General features: G+C 52.1%; 9 protein-coding genes. 3 read left to right on the top strand and 6 right to left on the bottom strand.

The window, feature by feature from the left end:
* Positions 1-52: 52 nt before the first annotated feature.
* The 3 genes from ligA (at position 53) to ACO6VE_RS04890 (ending at position 3889) form a co-directional block, all read left to right on the top strand.
* The gene (ligA, locus tag ACO6VE_RS04900) at positions 53-2107 is read left to right on the top strand and encodes an NAD-dependent DNA ligase LigA (RefSeq protein ID WP_422460092.1); all 2055 of its coding nucleotides are present in this window, start codon (positions 53-55) and stop codon (positions 2105-2107) included.
* Positions 2108-2249: 142 nt separating this feature from the next.
* Positions 2250-2831 carry a hypothetical protein gene (locus ACO6VE_RS04895; protein ID WP_422460033.1) on the top strand — a complete coding sequence of 194 codons (582 nt, stop codon included), beginning with the start codon at positions 2250-2252 and terminating at the stop codon, positions 2829-2831.
* A 446-nt stretch (positions 2832-3277) separates the two neighbouring features.
* Positions 3278-3889, top strand: coding sequence for a hypothetical protein (locus ACO6VE_RS04890; protein WP_422460031.1), 612 nt, complete (start codon positions 3278-3280; stop codon positions 3887-3889).
* 185 nt (positions 3890-4074) lie between these two features.
* Here the strand turns inward: ACO6VE_RS04890 and ACO6VE_RS04885 are convergent, their stop codons facing one another.
* The 6 genes from ACO6VE_RS04885 to ACO6VE_RS04860 all read right to left on the bottom strand — a co-directional run bounded on the left by ACO6VE_RS04885 (position 4075) and on the right by ACO6VE_RS04860 (position 20018).
* Positions 4075-4311, bottom strand: coding sequence for a YheU family protein (locus ACO6VE_RS04885; protein ID WP_422460029.1), 237 nt, complete (start codon positions 4309-4311; stop codon positions 4075-4077).
* Complete coding sequence (gene tsaA, locus ACO6VE_RS04880; protein ID WP_422460027.1) at positions 4311-5063, bottom strand: tRNA (N6-threonylcarbamoyladenosine(37)-N6)-methyltransferase TrmO; 753 nt, start codon at positions 5061-5063, stop codon at positions 4311-4313. Before tsaA ends, ACO6VE_RS04885 begins: the two co-directional genes overlap by 1 nt.
* A gap of 138 nt (positions 5064-5201) precedes the next feature.
* Complete coding sequence (locus ACO6VE_RS04875; protein WP_422460025.1) at positions 5202-6359, bottom strand: MalY/PatB family protein; 1158 nt, start codon at positions 6357-6359, stop codon at positions 5202-5204.
* 278 nt (positions 6360-6637) lie between these two features.
* Positions 6638-7759: a tRNA 2-selenouridine(34) synthase MnmH gene (gene mnmH, locus ACO6VE_RS04870; RefSeq protein WP_422460023.1), complete on the bottom strand. Its 1122-nt coding sequence runs from the start codon at positions 7757-7759 to the stop codon at positions 6638-6640.
* A gap of 182 nt (positions 7760-7941) precedes the next feature.
* Positions 7942-18672, bottom strand: coding sequence for an Ig-like domain-containing protein (locus ACO6VE_RS04865; protein ID WP_422460021.1), 10731 nt, complete (start codon positions 18670-18672; stop codon positions 7942-7944).
* On the bottom strand, positions 18669-20018 hold the full coding sequence (locus ACO6VE_RS04860; protein ID WP_422460019.1) for a TolC family outer membrane protein: 1350 nt from the start codon (positions 20016-20018) through the stop codon (positions 18669-18671). The genes ACO6VE_RS04865 and ACO6VE_RS04860 overlap by 4 nt, the downstream gene beginning before the upstream one ends.
* Positions 20019-20151: the final 133 nt, after the last annotated feature.

The raw sequence follows: 20151 nt of genomic DNA, 5'->3' as shown, positions 1-20151 counted from the left end.
GTTTTCTTCAGCGGGTTCTCAGGCAGAGAACCCGCTGGCCTTTGATAATTCCATGAGCATGACTTCTTCAGATATCCCATCGGTTCCTTCCCTTGAGCTTGCAGAGCAAGAGATACTTCAGCTGCGTCAGCAAATCAGCGAGCACAACCATCGTTACTATGTCCTGGATGAGCCGGAAATTCCCGACAGTGAATACGATAAGCTGTTTATCCGCCTGAAATCCCTTGAAGCTGCATACCCACAGCTGATAACTGAAGATTCTCCCACCCGGCGGGTTGGCGGCACGCCTCTGAAAGCGTTTGGTCAGGTTCGCCATGAACTGGCCATGCTCTCTCTGGACAATGCTTTTGACGAAGAAGACCAGGCGGACTTTAATCGCCGGGTTAAAGAGCGGCTGGGCACCACTGAAGACATTGAATATGCCTGCGAACCCAAGCTGGATGGTATCGCTGTCAGCCTGTTATACGAAGATGGTCTTTTGGTCAGGGCAGCTACCCGTGGCGATGGCACTACCGGGGAAGATATTACCCAGAACATTCGTACGATTGAATCAATCCCACTCAAGTTGATGGGCGATGGCTGGCCTCGACGCCTTGAAGTCCGGGGCGAAGTGTATATGCCAAAGGCTGGTTTTGAACAGTTAAACCGGCGGGCCAGTGCCAAAGGTGAGAAGACCTTTGTTAACCCGAGAAATGCAGCGGCTGGCAGTTTGCGCCAGCTGGATTCGCGGATAACGGCTAAACGACCATTGACGATCTATTGCTACAGTGTTGGCGTTGTCGATGGCGGAGTACTGCCAGACACGCACAGTGAGATACTTGCCTGTCTGAAAAAATGGGGGATGCGAGTCAGCCCCGAACTGCAGGTGGTCAAAGGTGTTCAGGCCTGTGAAGACTACTATCAAGCCATGGCTGAAAAACGTCAGGGGCTGCCTTATGAGATTGACGGTATTGTTTATAAAGTGAATGCCATTGCCCGGCAGCAGGCTCTGGGGTTTGTTGCCCGGGCACCGCGCTGGGCCATCGCCCGTAAATTTCCGGCACAGGAAGCGATCACGACTCTTAAGGATGTGGAGTTTCAGGTTGGCAGAACCGGTGCTATCACTCCGGTTGCCCGTTTGCAGCCGGTGTTTGTGGGAGGGGTGACGGTCAGTAATGCGACCTTGCACAACATGGATGAAATTGCACGGCTGGATATCAAAATAGGCGACAGTGTCGTTATCCTCCGGGCGGGTGATGTTATACCCAAGGTGAACCGGGTTATCCACTCCATGCGTCCTGATGATGTTCGGGATATCATCTTTCCGGATCGCTGCCCGGTATGCGACTCTGAGCTGGAACGTGAAGAAGCCATCCTGCGCTGCTCTGGCGGACTGTTCTGTTCAGCCCAGCGCAAAGAGGCCATTAAGCACTTTGCTTCTCGCAAGGCGATGGATATTGATGGTCTTGGGGATAAACTGGTTGAGCAGCTTGTCGATCGTCAATTGATTGCAACGGTGGCAGACCTGTTCAGTCTCAATGCCCGGGAGGTTTCCGGCCTTGAACGTATGGGGAAAAAGTCGGCCGAGAACTTGATTAATGCGCTTGATCAGTCCAGAAAAACCACGCTTCCCCGTTTTATCTACTCACTGGGCATTCGCGAAGTGGGTGAGGCAACCGCACAGGGGCTGGCAGGTCACTACCGCGATTTGCATAAATTGATGGCCGCTTCGGTGGAAGACTTGCAAACCGTGGATGATGTTGGCCCTGTGGTTGCCGGTCATATTGAGAAGTTTTTCCGTCAGGAACACAACCGCGAAGTGATTGATGCACTTCTGGCGAAAGGTGTTGCATGGGAAACGGAATCGCCGGTTGTAGAAGGGGGCGATCAACCCCTTGCAGGTGAAACCTGGGTGTTAACCGGGACATTAAACACAATGACCCGCGACGAAGGTAAGGCCATCCTGCAAAAACTGGGTGCCAAGGTGACTGGCTCAGTTTCAGCAAAAACATCAGCCTTGCTGGCCGGTGACAAGGCCGGTTCAAAACTGGCCAAGGCAGAGAAGCTGGGAGTGCGTGTCGTCACTGAGGATGACTTTATGCAGATGAGGCAGGCCTGGGGTGAGTAGTGCCTGAGGCAAATTGATTCGAGCTGAACCACAGAGGCTGTAAACACTCCTGGAAATCTGAGCTGATGAAGCAAGCTAAAGGTTCTCTTTTCTCAGTGCTCCTGGTGGTCTCTGTGGTTGAACATTGGAGGATGGCGGCTGAATGTCAAACCTGAGTCGAAAGCTGTTTATTTTGATCCTGTCTGCCGTGCTGGCAGGCTGTGCCAGTAAGGCACCACCCGAGAAGCCCCACAACCTTTGCAGTGTCTTCAAGGAAAAACGCGGCTGGTATAAAGATGCAAAAAAAGCCAGTCAGCGCTGGGGCACCCCTATCCAGATCATGATGGCCATTATGTATCAGGAATCATCTTACCGGCACGATGCCCAGCCGCCACGGCCATGGTTCCTTTTCATTCCATTACCCCGTAACTCTTCCGCTTATGGCTACCCGCAGGCGCAGGATGGCACCTGGGAGCAATATGTCAGCGAAGCCGGAGGTTTCTTTTCGAGCCGCGAAGACTTTGGCGACGCGATTGACTTTATTGGCTGGTATACCCACAAGTCCCGCAAGCTGAATGGCACTTCACTGTGGGCCGCCGATCAGCAGTACCTGAATTACCATGAAGGCTGGAACGGTTACCGCAAGGGAACCCATAAGAAAAAGAAATGGTTGTTAAGCACCGCCAGCAAAGTAAGGCGCAGGGCCAGTAACTATGGTGAGCAGTTGCGCCGCTGTAGCCTGTAGTGGATATAGTGTGCATCATTTCGATGAGTTTGATGGGTTCCTTCTATCAATGATGCCCAAATTCCGTTCGTCCTGAGCGGAGTCGAAGGGCGTAAACACCATGCCCTGAATAAAGACTGTGCCAAACACCCTTCGTCCGTGCATCCTGAGCGGAGCCGAAGGACGCTCAGGGTGAACGGGGATTATACACCTCAAACTCATTGAAATGGTGTGCCAGGCTTTGGCATCCTGCGTCGCCCTGCCTTTCACACCCATGTGGTCGTTCGAAATTCGGGGCAGCTTATGAAATATCCGGGCTGACGTTAACTGATCATTGGTCAGGGGTATTGAATCGTTGGATTGTCCGTTCACCGTGGGTTGATTGATTTATTGAATTATATTTTTGGAACCTTTCAAGCTTTATTTTGTCTGTTCAAGAGAACAGGTATTCAATAAAGGTAATACTTATGATTCCTTCTTCTTCCTTACCAGCCCCTTCGACACCGGATCTACCGGAAATTTCCCAGGAGACCAATGCTGTTACCCCTGAAAATGTTGGCACAGCTAAAACCGTTGGCCTTGATAACCCAGAGAACCATGGTGCTGCAGCTAAACCGTTAGCAGCATATTCCATTGAGTCTTCTGATGATGAGTCTGAATGTGGTGGTAATGGCATTCTAAAGCTGGAAACTGGTGATTATGAACGGGTTACCATCAACAGGAATATTCAAGCTGTGGACATGGATGGTAGTTTATGCCTTGTTCATGTTCCTGATGATGGAAGGGGTTATGTAGCCTGGCATATGGAACCTCCCGATGTGACCTTTTTACTGAACCCCACTCGGCGAGCCATGGCTGCGATATTTTTTCCAGAAGAAATCCGTGCTGCTGAAAATCATGCTGGCTATTGGCAGGAAGAAGTGCAGAGAAAGCCCGGAACCACCTATTTATGTGGTCCCGTTGCTGATGAGTTAGCACAGAATTTTTTTAATGTTGATCCAGCTAATGTCCTCAGAACTGAAGAAGGCCCTGTCTCAGTTACATTTGACATTGCCACTCGAAGTTTTCATACAAATTAGCACGGCCGACATAGCCAGCCATGAGATTTTTCAGACAGATAGACGTCGTTGACAACGGGTAGGACACACTCTGTATCAAGTAAACGACAACGTTTCACATATTGCCCGCCCGGGTAACTTTGTCTGGGGGATCTGTCCAGAAGAGTGGTTCTATTTTCCTGGACAGCCTTCTGGAAAAAGGATGATCAGGAGTCCTGCTCGCTCAGCATTTGCCTGGCAACGTCTTTGTGCAGAATATTCGGTGTCTGGCTTTCCTGATCAAATACGATCACCATGTCGCCGGATTTCAAGCGGGATAATACCTGCGCCACTCGCTTTGCAAGGGCGTCGTCATAGCCATTATCCGTCCCTTCGCGGCTGACAAACTCTTCAATCAGACTTTTAAGTGTTTCCGGCTCAATCATGTCATGGGGAATAATCATTACCCATTACCTGCCACTGTTTTCACGTCAAGCTTCAGAGGTTCCAGCTCTGTAACCAGGAAGTGCTGGTTGGTGTACTCCCAGACCACATTCAGGTCCCATAGTGCGGTGCCATGGCGTCGTCCGGAGGATTCCCTCAGGTAGGCGGGTCTCGGGTCCTGGCCAAGTACCTGCTCGATCAGCAGAATCAGCTGCCTGCCGGTTCGTTGTTGATAACGCAGGCATTGGTTCATGGCCTGATCGGTGAACTTCACTTCTGCCATCGCCATTGGCAGGGGCGCAAAGCCACCCTTGGCATCAGGCAGGGCATCGGCGTATGGCAGGTAGGGTTTGATATCAATAACGGGAGTACCATCAAGAAGGTCCACCGCCCCCAGCTTCAAGGTCAGCTTGCCATTGCCGGACTCAATGCTGCGCAGCTCAACCACGGACATACCCATAGGGTTTGGCCGGTGTGTGGAACGGGTAGCAAATACCCCCATGCGCTGTCGACCTCCCAGTCTTGGTGGACGAATGGTTGGACGCCAGCCCTCATCCATGGTTTTGTGGAAGATAAAATGTACCCAGATATGTGAAAACCCATCCAGACCGCGTACCAGGTTATCCTGGTTGTACGGGGGAAAAAGCTCCAGTGTGGCTTCAGCGGCGGTGACAATACCGGGCTGACGGGGAATTCCAAATTTCTGGCGGTAGCAGGAGTGGATAACACCTATCTGTGCAAACTGAAATGAGTGGTTGGTGATCTCTTTCACGGTGAGTCTGACAAGTTGTTGGGCTGGATATAATGACCGCAGGTGCTGTTATAAGCAATTAGGCTTTGTGACCACAGAGGCACAGAGTTCAAGAATAAAATATTTCTTTGTGTCTCTGTGCCTTTGTGGTGAAAGTTTTTAATCCATTGACTGCATTTGTGCAACGGCTCTGGCTATTCGTGCCACGCCTTCTTCCAGCACAGATCGGCTGCAACCGAAGTTAAGCCTCAGATAATTTTCATCGCCAAATTGCTTTCCGGGGGACAGGCCAACACCGGCCTGTGCAAAGAATTGATGAGGATCTTCCAGCCCCAGTCCGCTGACATCAATCCAGGCCAGATAGGTTGCCTGCAGTGGTTCCATGGCCAGGCCGGGAATGTTATTGATGGCTTCCAGCAGGTAGTCGTGGTTTCCACGGAGGTAATCCAGCAATGACTGACGCCAGGGTTCACCATGACGATAGGCCGCTTTCGCAGCAGTGTAGCCAATCAGGGCGCTGTCCACTGACGGCACAATACCGGTGCGAACCCGGTTGAACTGATGGCGTAACTGATGATTGGGAATAATCGCGAATGCACAGCCGAAGCCGGCCAGATTGAAGGTTTTCGACGGTGACATAAGCGTCACTGAGTTGTCTCTGGCAAATTCGCTGATGGCCGCATAGGGAATATGTTCCGCACGGCGATCAAGAATCAGGTCGCAATGCACTTCATCAGAGCAGACCACAAGGCCATGTTTGTTACAGAGTTGCTCAAGCTTCTCCAGTTCTGCCCGGGTAAATACCCGACCGTTCGGGTTTTGCGGGTTGCAGAGCATCAGTAGTTTGCAGCTGGGGGTGATTTTCTGCTCCAGGCTGTGGAGATCGAGCACCCATTGGCCGTTTTGTTTAACCCATTCCACACCGATTAACTCACGTCCGGCCAGTTTGGGTGCCATAAGAAAGGGATAGTAGACAGGAACGGGGGAAATGACGCCTTCGCTTTGGTTGGCATAAGCACGAACACAGACATTCAGGGCAGAAACCAGGCCCGGCATCCAGACAATCCATTCTGGCTCAATATCCCAGTGGTAGAGATGGCGACAGCGCTCAACGACAAGTTTTTCCAGTTCGCTGTCTGGCTCGGTGTAACCAAAAACCCCATGGTCGATGCGCTGGTGCAGTGCTTCGATGATTTCAGGCGCTGACTGGAAATCCATATCCGCTACCCACATGGGGAGAACGTCAGGGCTGAAGCGCTCCCATTTAAGGCTGGAGGTGTTGGTTCGATCCACCACTTTGTCGAAATCGATGTTCATTGCGCTATCCAGTGTTTGTTTTTCCAGTGTTTATTTTCTGGTTATCTTATCAATATTCAGTTTTTTAATTGGCTTTTGGAATAAAATTTGGAACAAACGCCTAAAACTTTTGTCTACTGCTTAGTCATATAAAAAATAACATAGTAGAGTCAGGATGATATTGTTATCAATGACTTTGCCGGGATTTCCAGAATGCTCGACCGGTAATTCTTGATAGGGCAATTTCAGACAAGGCCCTTTAATCAACAGGGCCTTGCAGCTGCCAATGATGGCCCGAATCAGTTTATCAATGATGTGTTGTAGTAACTTTCAATAGCCTCACGATCTCCCCGAAAGATCACTTTACCCTCCTTCTGCTCCAGCTGATAGTCGTACATGGGGTCGTAATAATTGCTGAGCAGATCACTGATCAGAGGGCTGTAGCCTGCTATTCCCCCGCCCGATCTATGTTGCGCGATGGCGTTTTCCAGAATATTGGTTAACTGCTGATAGCGTTCGCCACCCAGTCGGCGGCGAATACGGTAAAGGCTACCAGAGAGGCCTTCGACAAATTGCTCAAAACCCTGTGGTTCACCATAAGCGGCAATAAACTCGGCAAGATTGTCGGTCACATACTCCTTAAGACCAATCCTGACCCGCTCTTCCAGGGTCTCTTCAAGCAAAATTAACGGGGATTGCTGCATTTTGTCCCGCATCGTCTGGGGCAGGCTGCAGCGGCCAATCAGTTTACTTTCATCTTCCAGCAGTACCGGCATTCCGGGGTGCCTGTGACGGTGCTTCAGCAGCGCGATGGACAGGCGATTTTCGAAATCGATCTGGCCCGGCTGTCCACCGTATCGGCGGCCAAAGCTGGAGCCTCTGTGGTTGGCGAGGCCTTCCAGGTCAATGCTGTAAGGTAGTTGTTGAATCAGCCAGGTTTTGCCGGTACCGGTTTTGCCACTGAGGATAATGAATGGAATTTCATCAATGGAGCGTTCCAGTTCATCGATCAGAAAACGTCTCAGGGCTTTATAGCCACCTTTGATTAGTGGATAAGGGTAGCCAGATTCCTTCAGCCACTGCTGGGTAATATGGGAGCGTTGTCCACCACGAAAGCAGAACAGATACCCTGTTGGCTGTTGCCTGATAAGTGATTGCCAGGCTTCGAGTCGCTGAGCCCGAATATCATCAGTAGCCAGTCTGTAGCCCAGGGTAACAGCCGCCTCAGGTCCTTCTTCTTTATAACAGGTACCAATCAGTTCCCGTTGGTGGTCATCCAGAATGGGGATATTGATCGCCAAAGGGAAGCTGCCCTTGGCGAACTCCACCGGGGCACGAACATCCATCAACGGAATGTCATGCAGAAAAATAGACAGGAAGTCTTCAGTGTTGGCTCTTTCTTGATTTGCGGATGTCGTCATTGAGGGCTGCTGTGGCTGATCAAAACTGCATAGTTTCGTATCCGTAGCAGTGATTTGGCAAGTGTGAACAGGTGCAGGAGTAACCGTAACTACCCCTACTGGAACGTCACCACAGCGCTTGAGCGAAAAGATGAAGGATATTCTCAATTTGCAGTTGTTCAAGGTGATTAATGATTGTACCGCTAGATAGGAAACCCGGTGATCAGGTAACCTTGTTCCAGCTGGTATTTCAGCGCATCTTCCGAACTGCTGCCCTGTAACCAGTCGACATTTGCAAGCTCAATGGTATTGGTCCAGTGGTGGGCGCTGGTACTGGCAAGGTTCAGGTTGGTACTGCTGCCGTTGCTGTTCAGCGCCATGTAATCATAAGGCTGGGCGCTGGCTTCTGCAGGCAGGAAGCCAGAGATATCGATAACATCTTCTGCACTGTGAAAATTGAATACCCGGTCATAAGCGGGTGCAGCTTCACTGCCAGCGTCTTCTTTCCGCCAGTAGAGCCTGTCTATTGCATGGCTGTTTCGGCTCAGCTCCAGAATATCGTTGCCAGACCCGCCTCTCAGTTTGCTGCCCTCATTGTTGGCATACAGGTGATCATCTCCGGCACCGGCATTTACAATGCCATCGCCCTTTAATTCAGCGGCTGGTGGTGCATACAGGGTATCTTTTCCCTGGTGACCAAACTGATGGGAGACAATCAGGTGACCCTGTTCAACCAGCGAGCTTAAACGTTCTGCAGTATCCATGTTGTTTCCCCCGGGCAACAGCGTTTCCAGCGGTATGGTATCCAGGGTAATCACCTCGGATAGTGCAGTGATCCGCGCTTTCCCATCCATTTCATCAATGGTGACCTGGTTCGCCAGATCACTACCGGACCACACCTCGTCAAGGTTCAGCAGCTGGCTCAAATCAATAACGTCCACGCCGGGCTCGAAGTCCCGGATAGCGGTTGTGCCTGTATCGCCAGCCTCAAAGAGGAACGTATCACGGCGACCATCGCCTGAGCCTGAGTACGCTCCCCCCCAAACTGTATTGTTTCCTGACCCGGGAAGTATCTGGTTTTCACCGTTACCCCCGGCAATGAGATCATCTCCATTACCAGCGGAGATCTTCGGCGTTGTGCCATCGGAAATGATAATATCGCTGTTTGGGGTGCCGCTGATGTCTTTACTTTTTTCAACCACCACAATGTTCAGGGCAATGACATCACTGCTCTGGTTATTCCCATCACCAACATCGGAGATGGCCTCAACATTCAGGGTATAACTTCCGGTTTGATGATCTTTAAGGTAAAGGTTTTGCAGCTCATTGCTGACCAGTGCAATACCTGCGGGGCTGGAGGAAACAGTGCCGGTTGGTGTTCCGGCATGGTTAACCAGCGATGCACTGCCTGGCAGTCCCTGAACAAGGGTGTAGAGCTCCGTGCCGACCAGGTTGCTGACCGTCTCAGCCGGATTGATCACTGAAGCCCGGATAAAAACAGGCGCTGGTGTTTCTACGGTGGTAATGATGCTTTTGCGATCAATCAGCAGTGAGGGCTTATCGGACTTTGGCGCAATGGTAATAGTGCTGCCCATCACGATTTCAGGGCCATAGGCCGTTGTCAGTCCATCGGTTTTATCAACAGACCGGACGGCTAACGACATCTGCAGTGTTCCATGACCATCGCCCGGATTAAATTCTAGCACGGGTAATGTGGCATCCGCTGTTGCGATGGTTGCGGTATAACCGCCTGAGCCATTGGCTGAGAATACGGCTGTCGTTTGGCCAGCAATGGTAAGGCTGGGTTTGATGGCCTCTGGCTCAGGAGGCATCAGCGTGGGGGTGCTGCCCGGTAAAATCGTCAATGTGGCCTGAAGTTCTTCCGGATGGTCATGTTTGTCTGAATGGCTGTCTGTGGTTTTGGCATTCAGACGAAAGACGATGGGAGTGTTTTCATCCCCCGTCATTGCCCCGGGAATGTGATCCAGTGTGATGGGGTCACCCACAGGTTGTACCGTAATCTGAAATGCCTGCTCGTCACTGCAAACCGTACTCAGGCTCTGTTCGTGGCTGTGACTTTTCAGGGTCAGTTGCACGACACCGCTGAAGTCTTTCACCGGCCTCAGGAACAGTGGCTGTACATGGCCGTTGTTATCCATTAAGTGTGCTGGAATCTGCCACTTCCCGCTCCCGTTAAAGGGCAGGGGCTTGCCGGAACTGTCCTTGACCACCTTGCCATCAGGCAGGCCAGAGAGCACAACAGAGATGACTTCAGAGCCATCATTATCGTTCAGGGCCGCAATCAGCCCTTTAATAGGGATATCTGAGTCTTCATGGCCTTCCTGATTGGGTGCAGTAAGGGTGGCACAGTGATTGACTGGTTTGACTATCAGGTCAATCGCTTTGCTAAATACCTTGCTGTCGGTATTTCCGGTTCCCGGAGCGGTATCCAGCACTTCTACAGTCAGCGGCATGGTATAGGTTCCCGCCGGAAGTCCTGCTCCGGGAGTGAAGGTGAAGCGTGCTATCCGTTGCTCAAACTGCGCTTCTGTTTCGGATATTTGTCGAGCTACTGAGTTGTCCGGTTGCAGCCCATCACCATGGATAACGATATTGTCCGGTGGTTTAAAGACAACTTTTTCGATGGTTTCCGAACCATCAATATCGGTGGTTCTTAACTGCAGGTGCATGGGTTCGGGGTGATCCGTATCCTTCCACTCATCGGCCTCCGCTGCCGGTTCTGTCCAGGCTTTCAAGTCAGATACCGAATCTTCCGGTGGTTCATCCTGTGAGTTTCCCACCACCGGCAGAACCTTGAATGGGATCTTGAAGTCCGTTTTGCTGGTCTGGTCGGAATCAGTATTTCTCTTCAATATGTGATAGTCGATACTGTCCTCTCCGGAAAAGTCCCTGGGTGGGTGAAATTGAAGGTTTCCGACGTCTTCCGGCCTGGTGATGTACTCGGTGACCTCACCATCGTTATTCCAGCACACCGTTGTGAAACCTTTAAGGCTCCACCCGTGAAGATTCGCCACCGTTATACGGAATGTGGCTTCTTCCTTTGCAGAGGTGTGAGTCTGGTCGAGGTTGATGCAATGGTCTGGAATGGTGACGTAGTAATCCTCTTTACCCGCTACCGGTTCTGAGCAGACAAACAGGTTCTCCGGAGGTATCGGTTGACCCGGGTCTCCGGTATTCCCTTCGACAATGACCTGCACCCGGTCATGGAGCGCTTCCTCTTTGACAATGACCTGCATCCGGGCATAGCGCGCTTCCTCATCCCCAACGTCTTCAACAATGACTTTCGTATGGATAAAGTACGTGCCCTTCTCGGTAAAATGGACCGAGACACCATCAAGTTCACCACTTTGAATCAGCCATTTATCGTTATCAAAGATCAGATCCTGTCCTCCAGAGGTTTGCAGATGCCAGCCTCCTGTCATCTTGTTTCCGGCAGGGTCATAAACCTCGATTTCATATTGAGGTCGCTTGTCGTCTTTTATCCGCTCACTGCCATCTTTATCGGTGGCAACAAGTTGTAATGCCCTCAATGGAACATCATTTCCTGTAAAAGGCCCGGGGTTATCATGAACGACTTTGGTGTTTTCATCAGGGTTGAACGGTGTGGCTGGAGGCTGTTCACCATCAACTTCGCCCTGCCAGTCAATATGCCCACTGACGGTTACCTCTTTTTTCGCCGTTAAACCATTTTGCTGATCCGAGATTTCCACGGTAAAGCTGAAGTCGGTGCTCTGACGGGTGGGAGTTGGGTAATCATGATCAATCGTTCCATCTGAATGGATCGGTACAATGCGGATATCGCCTGCAGCAAGCATCTTTTTCAGTGCATCCAGACCGCCCAGGTGATCAACCAGGGACCCGCACTGGTTGGCCAGCAATGTGCCTTTTACCATCAGTTGGAAACCATCGGGCAAATTGAATCCGGTGATATCGCTAATGGCTTCGCTGCCATCACGGTCGCCCGGGGTGAACCCGGTAAGGGCCAGTGGTGCTCCACCCGAAAGAAATTTACCGGCTCTGTCCAGTTCAACTTCTTTACCCCGGATGGGGGCGATGGCTTGATCCCGGGTATCCACCACCGGGGCAAAGATAGCTCGCAGCTGGTAGTCAAAAATGGCATGGGCTCCGTCCAGTTCTGTCACCAGAACCTTCATGGGTACCAGTGCCTCACCAGCATAGTCCGGGGGTGGTTTCAACCGGTATTTGCCGGAGCTAAGATCAGCTGGCGTTATTTGGAAAAACGGTTTGCCATTAACGATATAAGCGATGGGCGGCTGTCGCCCATGGTTATCTTCCAGACGAAACCGGCTGTCTTCCAGCGTAGCGACTGAGTTCAGGCTTTCGGAGCCATCAACATCCGATGAGTGAAGATCAAACGTCAGTGGAAGTCTTTGGTCTTCTTGGCCACGGCCTGTCAACTCATTGGCTTTATACGGATTCACGGTCCAGGTATCATTCGGGGTCACTTCCGGCGAATCTGGAACCCCTTTGATGCTTATTTGCATAAACCGGTCCGGTGATATGGCTTCTTCTTTGCCAGCCACCGGTGTGAGCCCATCCTGAGTAGACTCACGACTGATGGCGTTTATCTGCAAACGAACATCGTCAAAGTTTGCCGAACTTCGATCTTTTCCCGGTTGATAATAGAGATGGTCAATATCCGGACCAGTGACTTCAAAATGATTCGTTGGGCCGTGTTTTATTTCTGTCCAGGCGCTTCCCTGCTGAATCCACAGACGGCCTGTAGCTTCTCCGGGCTTAACCAATGGTGTGACTGTCAGGAAGAGGCTTTCAGACCCGTCCGTATCCACCAGGGCTGCCTTGATGTGGCTGCCAATGGCAATGCGCTCATCTTCATTTCCCGTTATCTTAACGGTGTCAGGGTCCGCACCCGCAGGCATAACCACCAGTGTGGGAGGGTCTGCCACAGGTTGAACATTGACAGTGATTGTTGCCGGTGATCGTGCGGTTTCAACCGCAAAATAACCTTGTTCGGTTGCGATGGCATCCACCTTTATTTCCAGTCTGCCACTCCAATGTTCATCAGACTGAACAATCAGCTGCCCAAACTGCTCTGTCGTAAGCGTGGTCCCGGCATTAATTTCCCGTCCATGACACAACAGTTTCATGCTACCTGGTAATTGCGTTATCGCGTATGAGAGGGCTTCTGATCCATCCTTATCCATAAGCCCGGCTTTTATGCTGTTGCCAAGGGGAATGTATTGATTCTCTTCGCCGGTGACCACGGGTATCGGTTTGGGCCAGATGGGGGGATCAGCTATGCCTTTAATATGAATAACCAACGGAGTACTCAGGCTTTGAACCGGCCCCGGATTGTTGCTGATGGTGGCATTCAGGTTGAGCGTGACCTGGTGGTTGTGGAGGGTAAAGTCCGACGCATCGGCTGGGGGCAGATAGCCAAGATTGTCAGCGCTCAGGATGACGCTGCCGGAGACCATGCTCCGGCTCATGGCGGCAACGGGGATCTGTACGGTGTCTCCGGTGGCGCTGAGGGGATTGCCATTCCAGGTCAGCATGCCTCCCTGAAGATCGCTGGTGCTGAACGACAGGCTGGTCAGGGTTTCCTCCCGGTCCGGGTCACCAAGATCAATGGAAAAGGAGAGGGTGACAGGGGTGTTCGTGTCTTCAGGGCCTTCGGTAGTGATAACGCTGGTGAACGTTGCAGGCTGGTCAGCAATAGTGATCTGGAAAGGTGCCCTGCTGTGATCACCATCGCCATCCATAATGGAGTTAACCATCTTCAGAGTGAAGTTCTGTCCCGCACTGTGATCAAAATGAGGATTGGCAGGGAGTTGCCATTCGCCATCGCTCCGGACGGTCAGTATGCCTGCATCCGTGGTAATGGCAGTTGTGCCGGTTGGGCTGACTGGATGGACCATATTCTGGTAGCTGATGGCGGTGAGACTGGCATTATCGGCATCGGCATTCAGAGTGTCGTTGTTAAGCAGGTTGCCTTTGAAGGTCTGGCCTTCTGCCCCAATGGGCTGGTTATTTCTCCGGTAATAGTCGCCGTTGGCCACCGGTACGGTATCCATCACGGTATAGAGAAAATTCGTGGGTGTGGTGTTCAGGCTGTTGTCACTGTCACTCATCAATACCGGTATGGTCAGGGTGATCGACTCGTTCTGGCTGAAAGACGACATTGGGTGATCAAGGTTGTCCAGCTGTTCAAATTGCAGGGTGGCAGAGGTCGGTTGTGGATCACTCACGGAAAACCGGAAAACCGGCAGATGGTCATTGTCCCGGCTGATGGTCAGTACTGAGTGGTCCGGACCAGACACGGCAATACCGGTCAGTGGATTACCATCGGAGCTTAACCCGGCCACCTCCTGCTCAATGGTGGATCGATCAAACACGGGGACGGGACGGTCGGAACCCGGGGTATAGTTGAGGGTGCCGGTCACGGAAGTATCGTTGCCTTTGTTAATATCCGTGGTCGCCGGTGGCTGGGTGATCTTGCCGGGAGTTGGGTATTCACCGTCCCGCAGTGACAGGGTCAGGACGTCACTGGTTTTAGAACCATCGGCATCTATAGCTTGCAGGGTGTAGCTGACGGGCAGCGACGGGGTATTCAGGCCGGTCGGCGTCAGGTGATCAAGGTGGTGATACCAGGTGATGCCAATGGTGGCGGTTACTGAGGTGCCTGAGGGTACATAAATCACCGATCCATCATTCTGTATCGTGGTCAGACTGAAAATATGATCCTTTTGTTTGCCATCCTGAATGGACCAGGCTTCCCAGGTTGCAGGGTAGCGGATGGCGGTGGATTGGGCGAAGTATTTGATGGGGAGGCCATCGGCTGTCAACCGGTTGCCCCGGTCATCAAGGGCAAAGCCGCTGCTGTCGACGACAGGGGGCAGAAACCAGACTTTGGTCACGGCGTCGGTATCGGCACGAATGTCGACGTCGACCCGTTCGCTGACCGATGTCTTTTGATACAGGGGCTCGGTCATTTCCAGGTCACTTATCGCCAGCTTCAGTTCAAGATTGTTACTGATATCATTGATCTGAACCGGAATCCGTTTTTCCGTGGTATCACCGTCTGAATCCGTAATGGCCACCGCGATGGATAAAGGCCAGCGGCCCTTATCCTGATTCATGGGATGGGAGAGCTTTACCGTGTAGTGCAGTGTGGCCGACAGTGCGGGGAGGGGGGGATCATCCAGCGTCACGGTGAGTACCGGGGATTCCGGCTGGGCAGGCCAGTGCAGGGAAAGGGTTGGCCCCTGAACGCTCCAGTTCAGTGGCTGGTTGCTGGCGAACAGTCCATCCAGTCCGGGCTGGCTGGTTGAAAATTGCCAGCTCTCTGGCACGATATGGTCGGATTTCGGGGTGGCTTTAATCGTCCCGGTGGCGGTAACCGGCAGGTTTACTTCATCGATGTTGATCTTTGAGGGATTGCTTAATACCGGGAATACACCGTCAACAAAGGTCGCCGTAACCGTACTCTCTGTAACTGCCGGTGTGCCGTCAATATCGTCAAAGGTAAAGGGCAGGGTAAGGATGATCCGTTGGTCATCCACCATCACTGAATTATTGCCCACGGTACCGGCCAGGTGATCCAGGGGGCGATCCAGCTCACCAATAACCCGGACATTCAGATCTTTGCCGTTATTGTTAATAGCTGACAGTGACAGAGTAAGAATATCCATGCTCTGGCCATTCTCGATAACACTGCCCCGAAGCTGGTTACCAGCTGATGTGAAGCTGACCGTAGCACCCAGTGAGGTCAGGATACCGTTCAGGTTATCAGGATCCGCAGTGAATCTCAGACTCCCGGGGGCGATGGCATCAGAGCCATCGCCACTCAGGGTGGCAATGGGGCCAGCGTAATACTCTGGATAATGGGGAGGAGTGGCCAGGTTGTTTTCGGTAAAGGTCAGGTTGGCCTGCTCATTTCCCTTGGCGGCTGCACCATCTTTAATGGTGACAAAAACAGCTGCCTGAGCCCTGTCACCACTACTGTCGGTGACGGTGTAGGTAAACTCCTGAGACAAGGGTTGCTGGCCAGGATGATACAGAGAGTCCCGGGCCGTGCAGGTGTAATGGCCATCCGGCTGTACGGTGAGTGTGCCGTAACGGGTTTCAATACGGGTGTCGGTTTGAAAATCAAACACCTGCCAGGTTTCTGTTATGGTGTTTTCATCCAGATAAAACCGGTCAAGGGAGACCTTGGTGACGGTCAGAGCGTCAAGGCAATGAACATCATTGCCCAGCAGATTGCCGGTCACCGTTTGACCTTCAGTAACCTCAATATAATCATCGGCCAGGGTAACGCCACCATCCATCACCGCCAGCGTTATGTTATGAGTGATGGTGTTGAGGTCATGGTCGCTGGCAGTAAGTACCACGGGAATCATCGCAGGCTCAGGTGCGGTGGGATCCAGGTTGGCCAGCTGTTGTACCACCAGGTGGGCAGACAGGTTGCCTGAGTTATCGGTGGTGATATTGGCCAGATGAATGCTGAGCACAGGTTTGCCGGACAGGGTCGATAGCACCAGACTCTGGTTTCCCGGTCCGGGATACAGGTTATCAAGATCCAGACTTTCTCCATCGCTTTTGGGCAACCGACTGGCCTGGGGGTTGTTCAGCTGCTCTGCGGTCCCATTAATATCAAACTGCAACTGGTCCGGTGGCAGGGGGTCGGAACCTTTCAGAACGGTAATTTGCCCGTAATCCGGAATGGGGCCGGGCTGGTCACACTCCTGGTCGATGGGCATGGTACTGACCGTGTCGTTTGAAAAGCTCAGTGCTGTGCCATCCAGAACCGTAAAGCAGATGGTGGCACTGTCGCTGTCCCCATCCGAATCGGTAACGGTAAAGGTAAACGTCTCAGTCAGTGTATTGTCGGTGGTATGAACCTGGTCAGGGGCAGCAGTATATTTCCAGGCCCCATCGGGATGGACATACAGGGTGCCGTATTGACCGGGGAATGGGTAAAAGTCTGCTATGTCATCGCTGAGTTTATGGCTACTGGTAAGCGGAGTGCCGTTAATGGCGCTCAGTAAGCCGCCATCGCTACCGGCTTGGACAGGGGTAAATAATTTGCCGTTATTCTCTCTCCACCGCGCCGTAGTCCCTTCCTGTACAAGAACTGGCGTATGATCCACCAGGGTTGGCACATCATCCGTGATGGTGACGACAAATCCCGCTTTGGAGTAGTGGGTTTTTTGATTGGCTGGAGAGTAAAGGCTTTTCTGATACGGCAGGGTAAAGCTGAGTTCGTCTCTGTCTCCCGGATGAAAAAAGGGACGGTCAACCTGTAAAGTGGCCAGGCCTGTGCCTGAGTCCGGCAGGGTAAACGTGAGGGCTGTCTGGGTTGATGTCCCATCATGGTAGACGGCAGTCAACGTTTTGTGGCCGGTGATCTGCCAGCTGACCGGAAAGCTGGAGCCGTTGTCAATAATGCTGATATTGTCGGGTAGATCGGTAAGGTAACCGGGCTCGATAGAGAGTACTGTGCCGCTGGCTGAAATGGGATCTATGTCCTTGCTAGCTCCCAGATCAACGCTTTCCTGAATGTTGATGTCCGAAGGGTTACCGAGGGGCATCAGATGATCGGTGGCGATGGTGCAGGTACAGTCTGCAACGGATGCCAGAACCTGGTAATTGCTTCCTCCGGTAATAGGCTCCACAAAAGGGGGATGGCTCCAGTGGTTATCCTCTACCGGAACCTTGCTCGGGACTTCGGTCGTTACCCTGTTTTGAAATAAGCCGGGGCCAAAAAAAACAGTAACCGGCTGTCCATTGTCAATACCTGTGGTCTCACCGGTTATGGGTGTATTAAAGGAATAGATGCCGTAGGTGTCGATATCGTTGATCCAGATACCTGCTTCGGTATCAATGGACAGTAGCAACTCAGCAGTGGCGGTATTACCGGCCATATCGGTAATTTGCGCTGTCACTGTATGGGAACCATCAGACAATGGATGGGTAATTTGTGCAGACCAGGTTTCGTTACTGGCAACCGGAATGCCACTCTTCAGTGGCTGGCCATCAGCGAACAGTGTTATCGTACCGTTGACTTCACCGGTGCCGGTCATCACCGGTGTGTTTTCACTGGTGGGATTGTCGTGCGTATCGGCTGCCTTGCCGTAACAGGAGTCACTCTGAGGAGCTAGCTCAAGGGTGATTTCGGTGACGGTATCCAGCAGAAACGTCGTGCTGTCTCTGGCAATATTACCAGCCAGATCGCTGGTTTCTGCTGTTATGGTAATAGGGCCATTGAATAACCCGCTCCCGGTAAGATCCGGTGCTTCAATTTGCCAGCTGCTGCCATGGCTGTTCACCGTTGTTTTCAGCTGCAATTGATGGCCGACCTTATCCGTCAGGGTCAAGGTAACCGGGCGCAGGGGTTCGACATTCACCATCCGGCCAGCGATGGTCAGCGCCCGGGACTCCCGGTCGTTGACGATATTATCCGGGGTGATTGGTGTATCAATGGTAATCAGTGCCAGGCTATCCATAGTGGTCTGGTCACTGTCGCCCTCATGCAACGTTTCCGTGATCTCCGGCAGATGATCCGGCCCCGTTCCAATGCCTGCATAGGGTGTGATTGTCGGCGTATACAGGGGAATGATGGTGGGAGTCATCAGTCCTTCATCAGCGGTCTTTTCGTTTGCGTCCCTTCTGTTATCGCCAGCCAACGTGATTGATGGCGTGTCTGACAACAGATAATCATTGGCGTTGTTTAGCTCATTGACGGATAAAACACCGGCTGCTATAGGATGAATCAGGATATCTGCGTTGCCTTCAAGCTCAACCAGCTCGCCAGCAGTCAGCGGTTCTCCTTCTGCCAGCAACTGACGACGTTGGCCTGACAACAGCTTCCAGGCATGGCCGACAACGCTAATGATCCTGCCATCATTACGCAGCAACACGAGTTTATTCATGGTGTGGCACCATTACCAGGAGCCCAGTCCGGCGGAAGCGTCAGTTTCAGCGACTCAAGCAGTCGGCCGGTAATATGAAGCAGCCGGTAGAAGGCATCGAGCTGTGCAGCCCATGCCCGGTTCCATGCCAGTTCTGCTTCAAGGCTTTCATTCTCTGCGTTCAATACATCCAGTAACGACCGTTCTCCAAAAGCAAATTGTCTCCGGTAGGCAGATACCATATCCTGGCTGTAGGCGACGTGTTTCTGTAATTGCGGAATTTGTCTGTTCAGCTGAGTATGGGCTTCCCATGCGAGACGGGCTTCTTGCTGGGTATCCAGCAATGCCTGGTGGTATATATCTTTCGCTTCATTCCAGCGGCTGAGGGATGCCTTGATACGCCCGGAATCAGCACCACCATTAAACAGGTTGTAGCGGGCATGGAACATCAGGCTGTAATCATCATCACGCCCGATCACGCCATTCGTGTTGTAGTGCCATGACCGGGTTGCCTCAAAGGAGATTTCCGGGTAGAAGCGTCCCTTGCTGGCCATGTACTCACTCTCTGCAGCGTTATTGTCCTGAAGCGCTGATTTGAGCAATGGATAGTTTTTGCCAGCCAGTAGTACTGCCTGCTTCATAGTATCTGGCAGTCGGTCAAAATCAGGCACAGGTTCGTGAAGAGTGCTGGTTGGGACTCCCACCAGCCGGGCAAACTGGCAACGGGCATCCTGCAAATTGTTGTCAGCAGCAATGGTATTGGACTGAGCCCTCGCCAGTCGGCCACTGACAAGACTGAGGTCTGCAGTGCTCTGCACACCGGACTCAGAACGTTTGAAAATGTTGTAGTAGATATCCTGGTGAATCTTCAGGTTTTGCTCGGACATGGCCAATGCCCTTTCCATCATGATCACAGTCAGATAGGTCTGAGTGACTTTGAGTGCCATCTCGGAAGCGGTGGTTATCAGTCGGTACTGTGCAGAGCGTGTGCTGGCTTCAGATCTATTACTGTCGTGTATTGTGGAAAAACCGGCAAAAAGCACCTGGCGAAGCGCGATAGAAGACTCATACCGATGAAGTCGGTCATCACTGTCAGGCCCACCGGCACGGGTTGCCGGGTTGGAGGTCCATTCATAGCCGGAGCCTCCCTGTACATGCAATGTTGGCAGGAATCCTGATTTGGCAATGCTTTGCTCATGAACGCGGGTCTGCACTTTTTGCATGGCCAGATGCAGCTCCGGGCTCGTCATCAGTGCAGTAGAGACGGCTTCTGCCAAACTTTGCCCACTTGCTGACGGGATGTTAGCAGCAACCATCAGCACAGGCAGCCAGAAGCGAAGATGATGAATACCGGCAGGACGCTTCATACTCATAACCATGTTGAAAATGTTCCGGGGATGATCTTTCCCGTATCGGGGGCAGTGAGGTTCAGGCAAACAAGGTGAGCTACCTGACAATTAACAACTGACAAGAACCAAGGATAAAAACTCTGAGTAAGAA

This window comes from Endozoicomonas sp. ALB115 (genome assembly GCF_049310245.1).
In the GTDB taxonomy this organism is placed as follows: Bacteria; Pseudomonadota; Gammaproteobacteria; order Pseudomonadales; family Endozoicomonadaceae; genus Endozoicomonas.
Note: the sequence above shows the minus strand (reverse complement) of the source record. Positions and strands in the feature narration are given on the sequence as shown.

What these genes read in the sequence shown, in the direction of transcription:
- mnmH (WP_422460023.1), bottom strand. Translation starts at nt 7,759, where the DNA reads ATGACGACATCCGCAAATCAAGAAAGAGCCAACACTGAAGACTTCCTG.
- ACO6VE_RS04875 (WP_422460025.1), bottom strand. Translation starts at nt 6,359, where the DNA reads ATGAACATCGATTTCGACAAAGTGGTGGATCGAACCAACACCTCCAGC.
- ACO6VE_RS04865 (WP_422460021.1), bottom strand. Translation starts at nt 18,672, where the DNA reads ATGAATAAACTCGTGTTGCTGCGTAATGATGGCAGGATCATTAGCGTT.
- ACO6VE_RS04860 (WP_422460019.1), bottom strand. Translation starts at nt 20,018, where the DNA reads ATGAAGCGTCCTGCCGGTATTCATCATCTTCGCTTCTGGCTGCCTGTG.
- ligA (WP_422460092.1), top strand. Translation starts at nt 53, where the DNA reads ATGAGCATGACTTCTTCAGATATCCCATCGGTTCCTTCCCTTGAGCTT.
- ACO6VE_RS04890 (WP_422460031.1), top strand. Translation starts at nt 3,278, where the DNA reads ATGATTCCTTCTTCTTCCTTACCAGCCCCTTCGACACCGGATCTACCG.
- ACO6VE_RS04895 (WP_422460033.1), top strand. Translation starts at nt 2,250, where the DNA reads ATGTCAAACCTGAGTCGAAAGCTGTTTATTTTGATCCTGTCTGCCGTG.
- ACO6VE_RS04885 (WP_422460029.1), bottom strand. Translation starts at nt 4,311, where the DNA reads ATGATTATTCCCCATGACATGATTGAGCCGGAAACACTTAAAAGTCTG.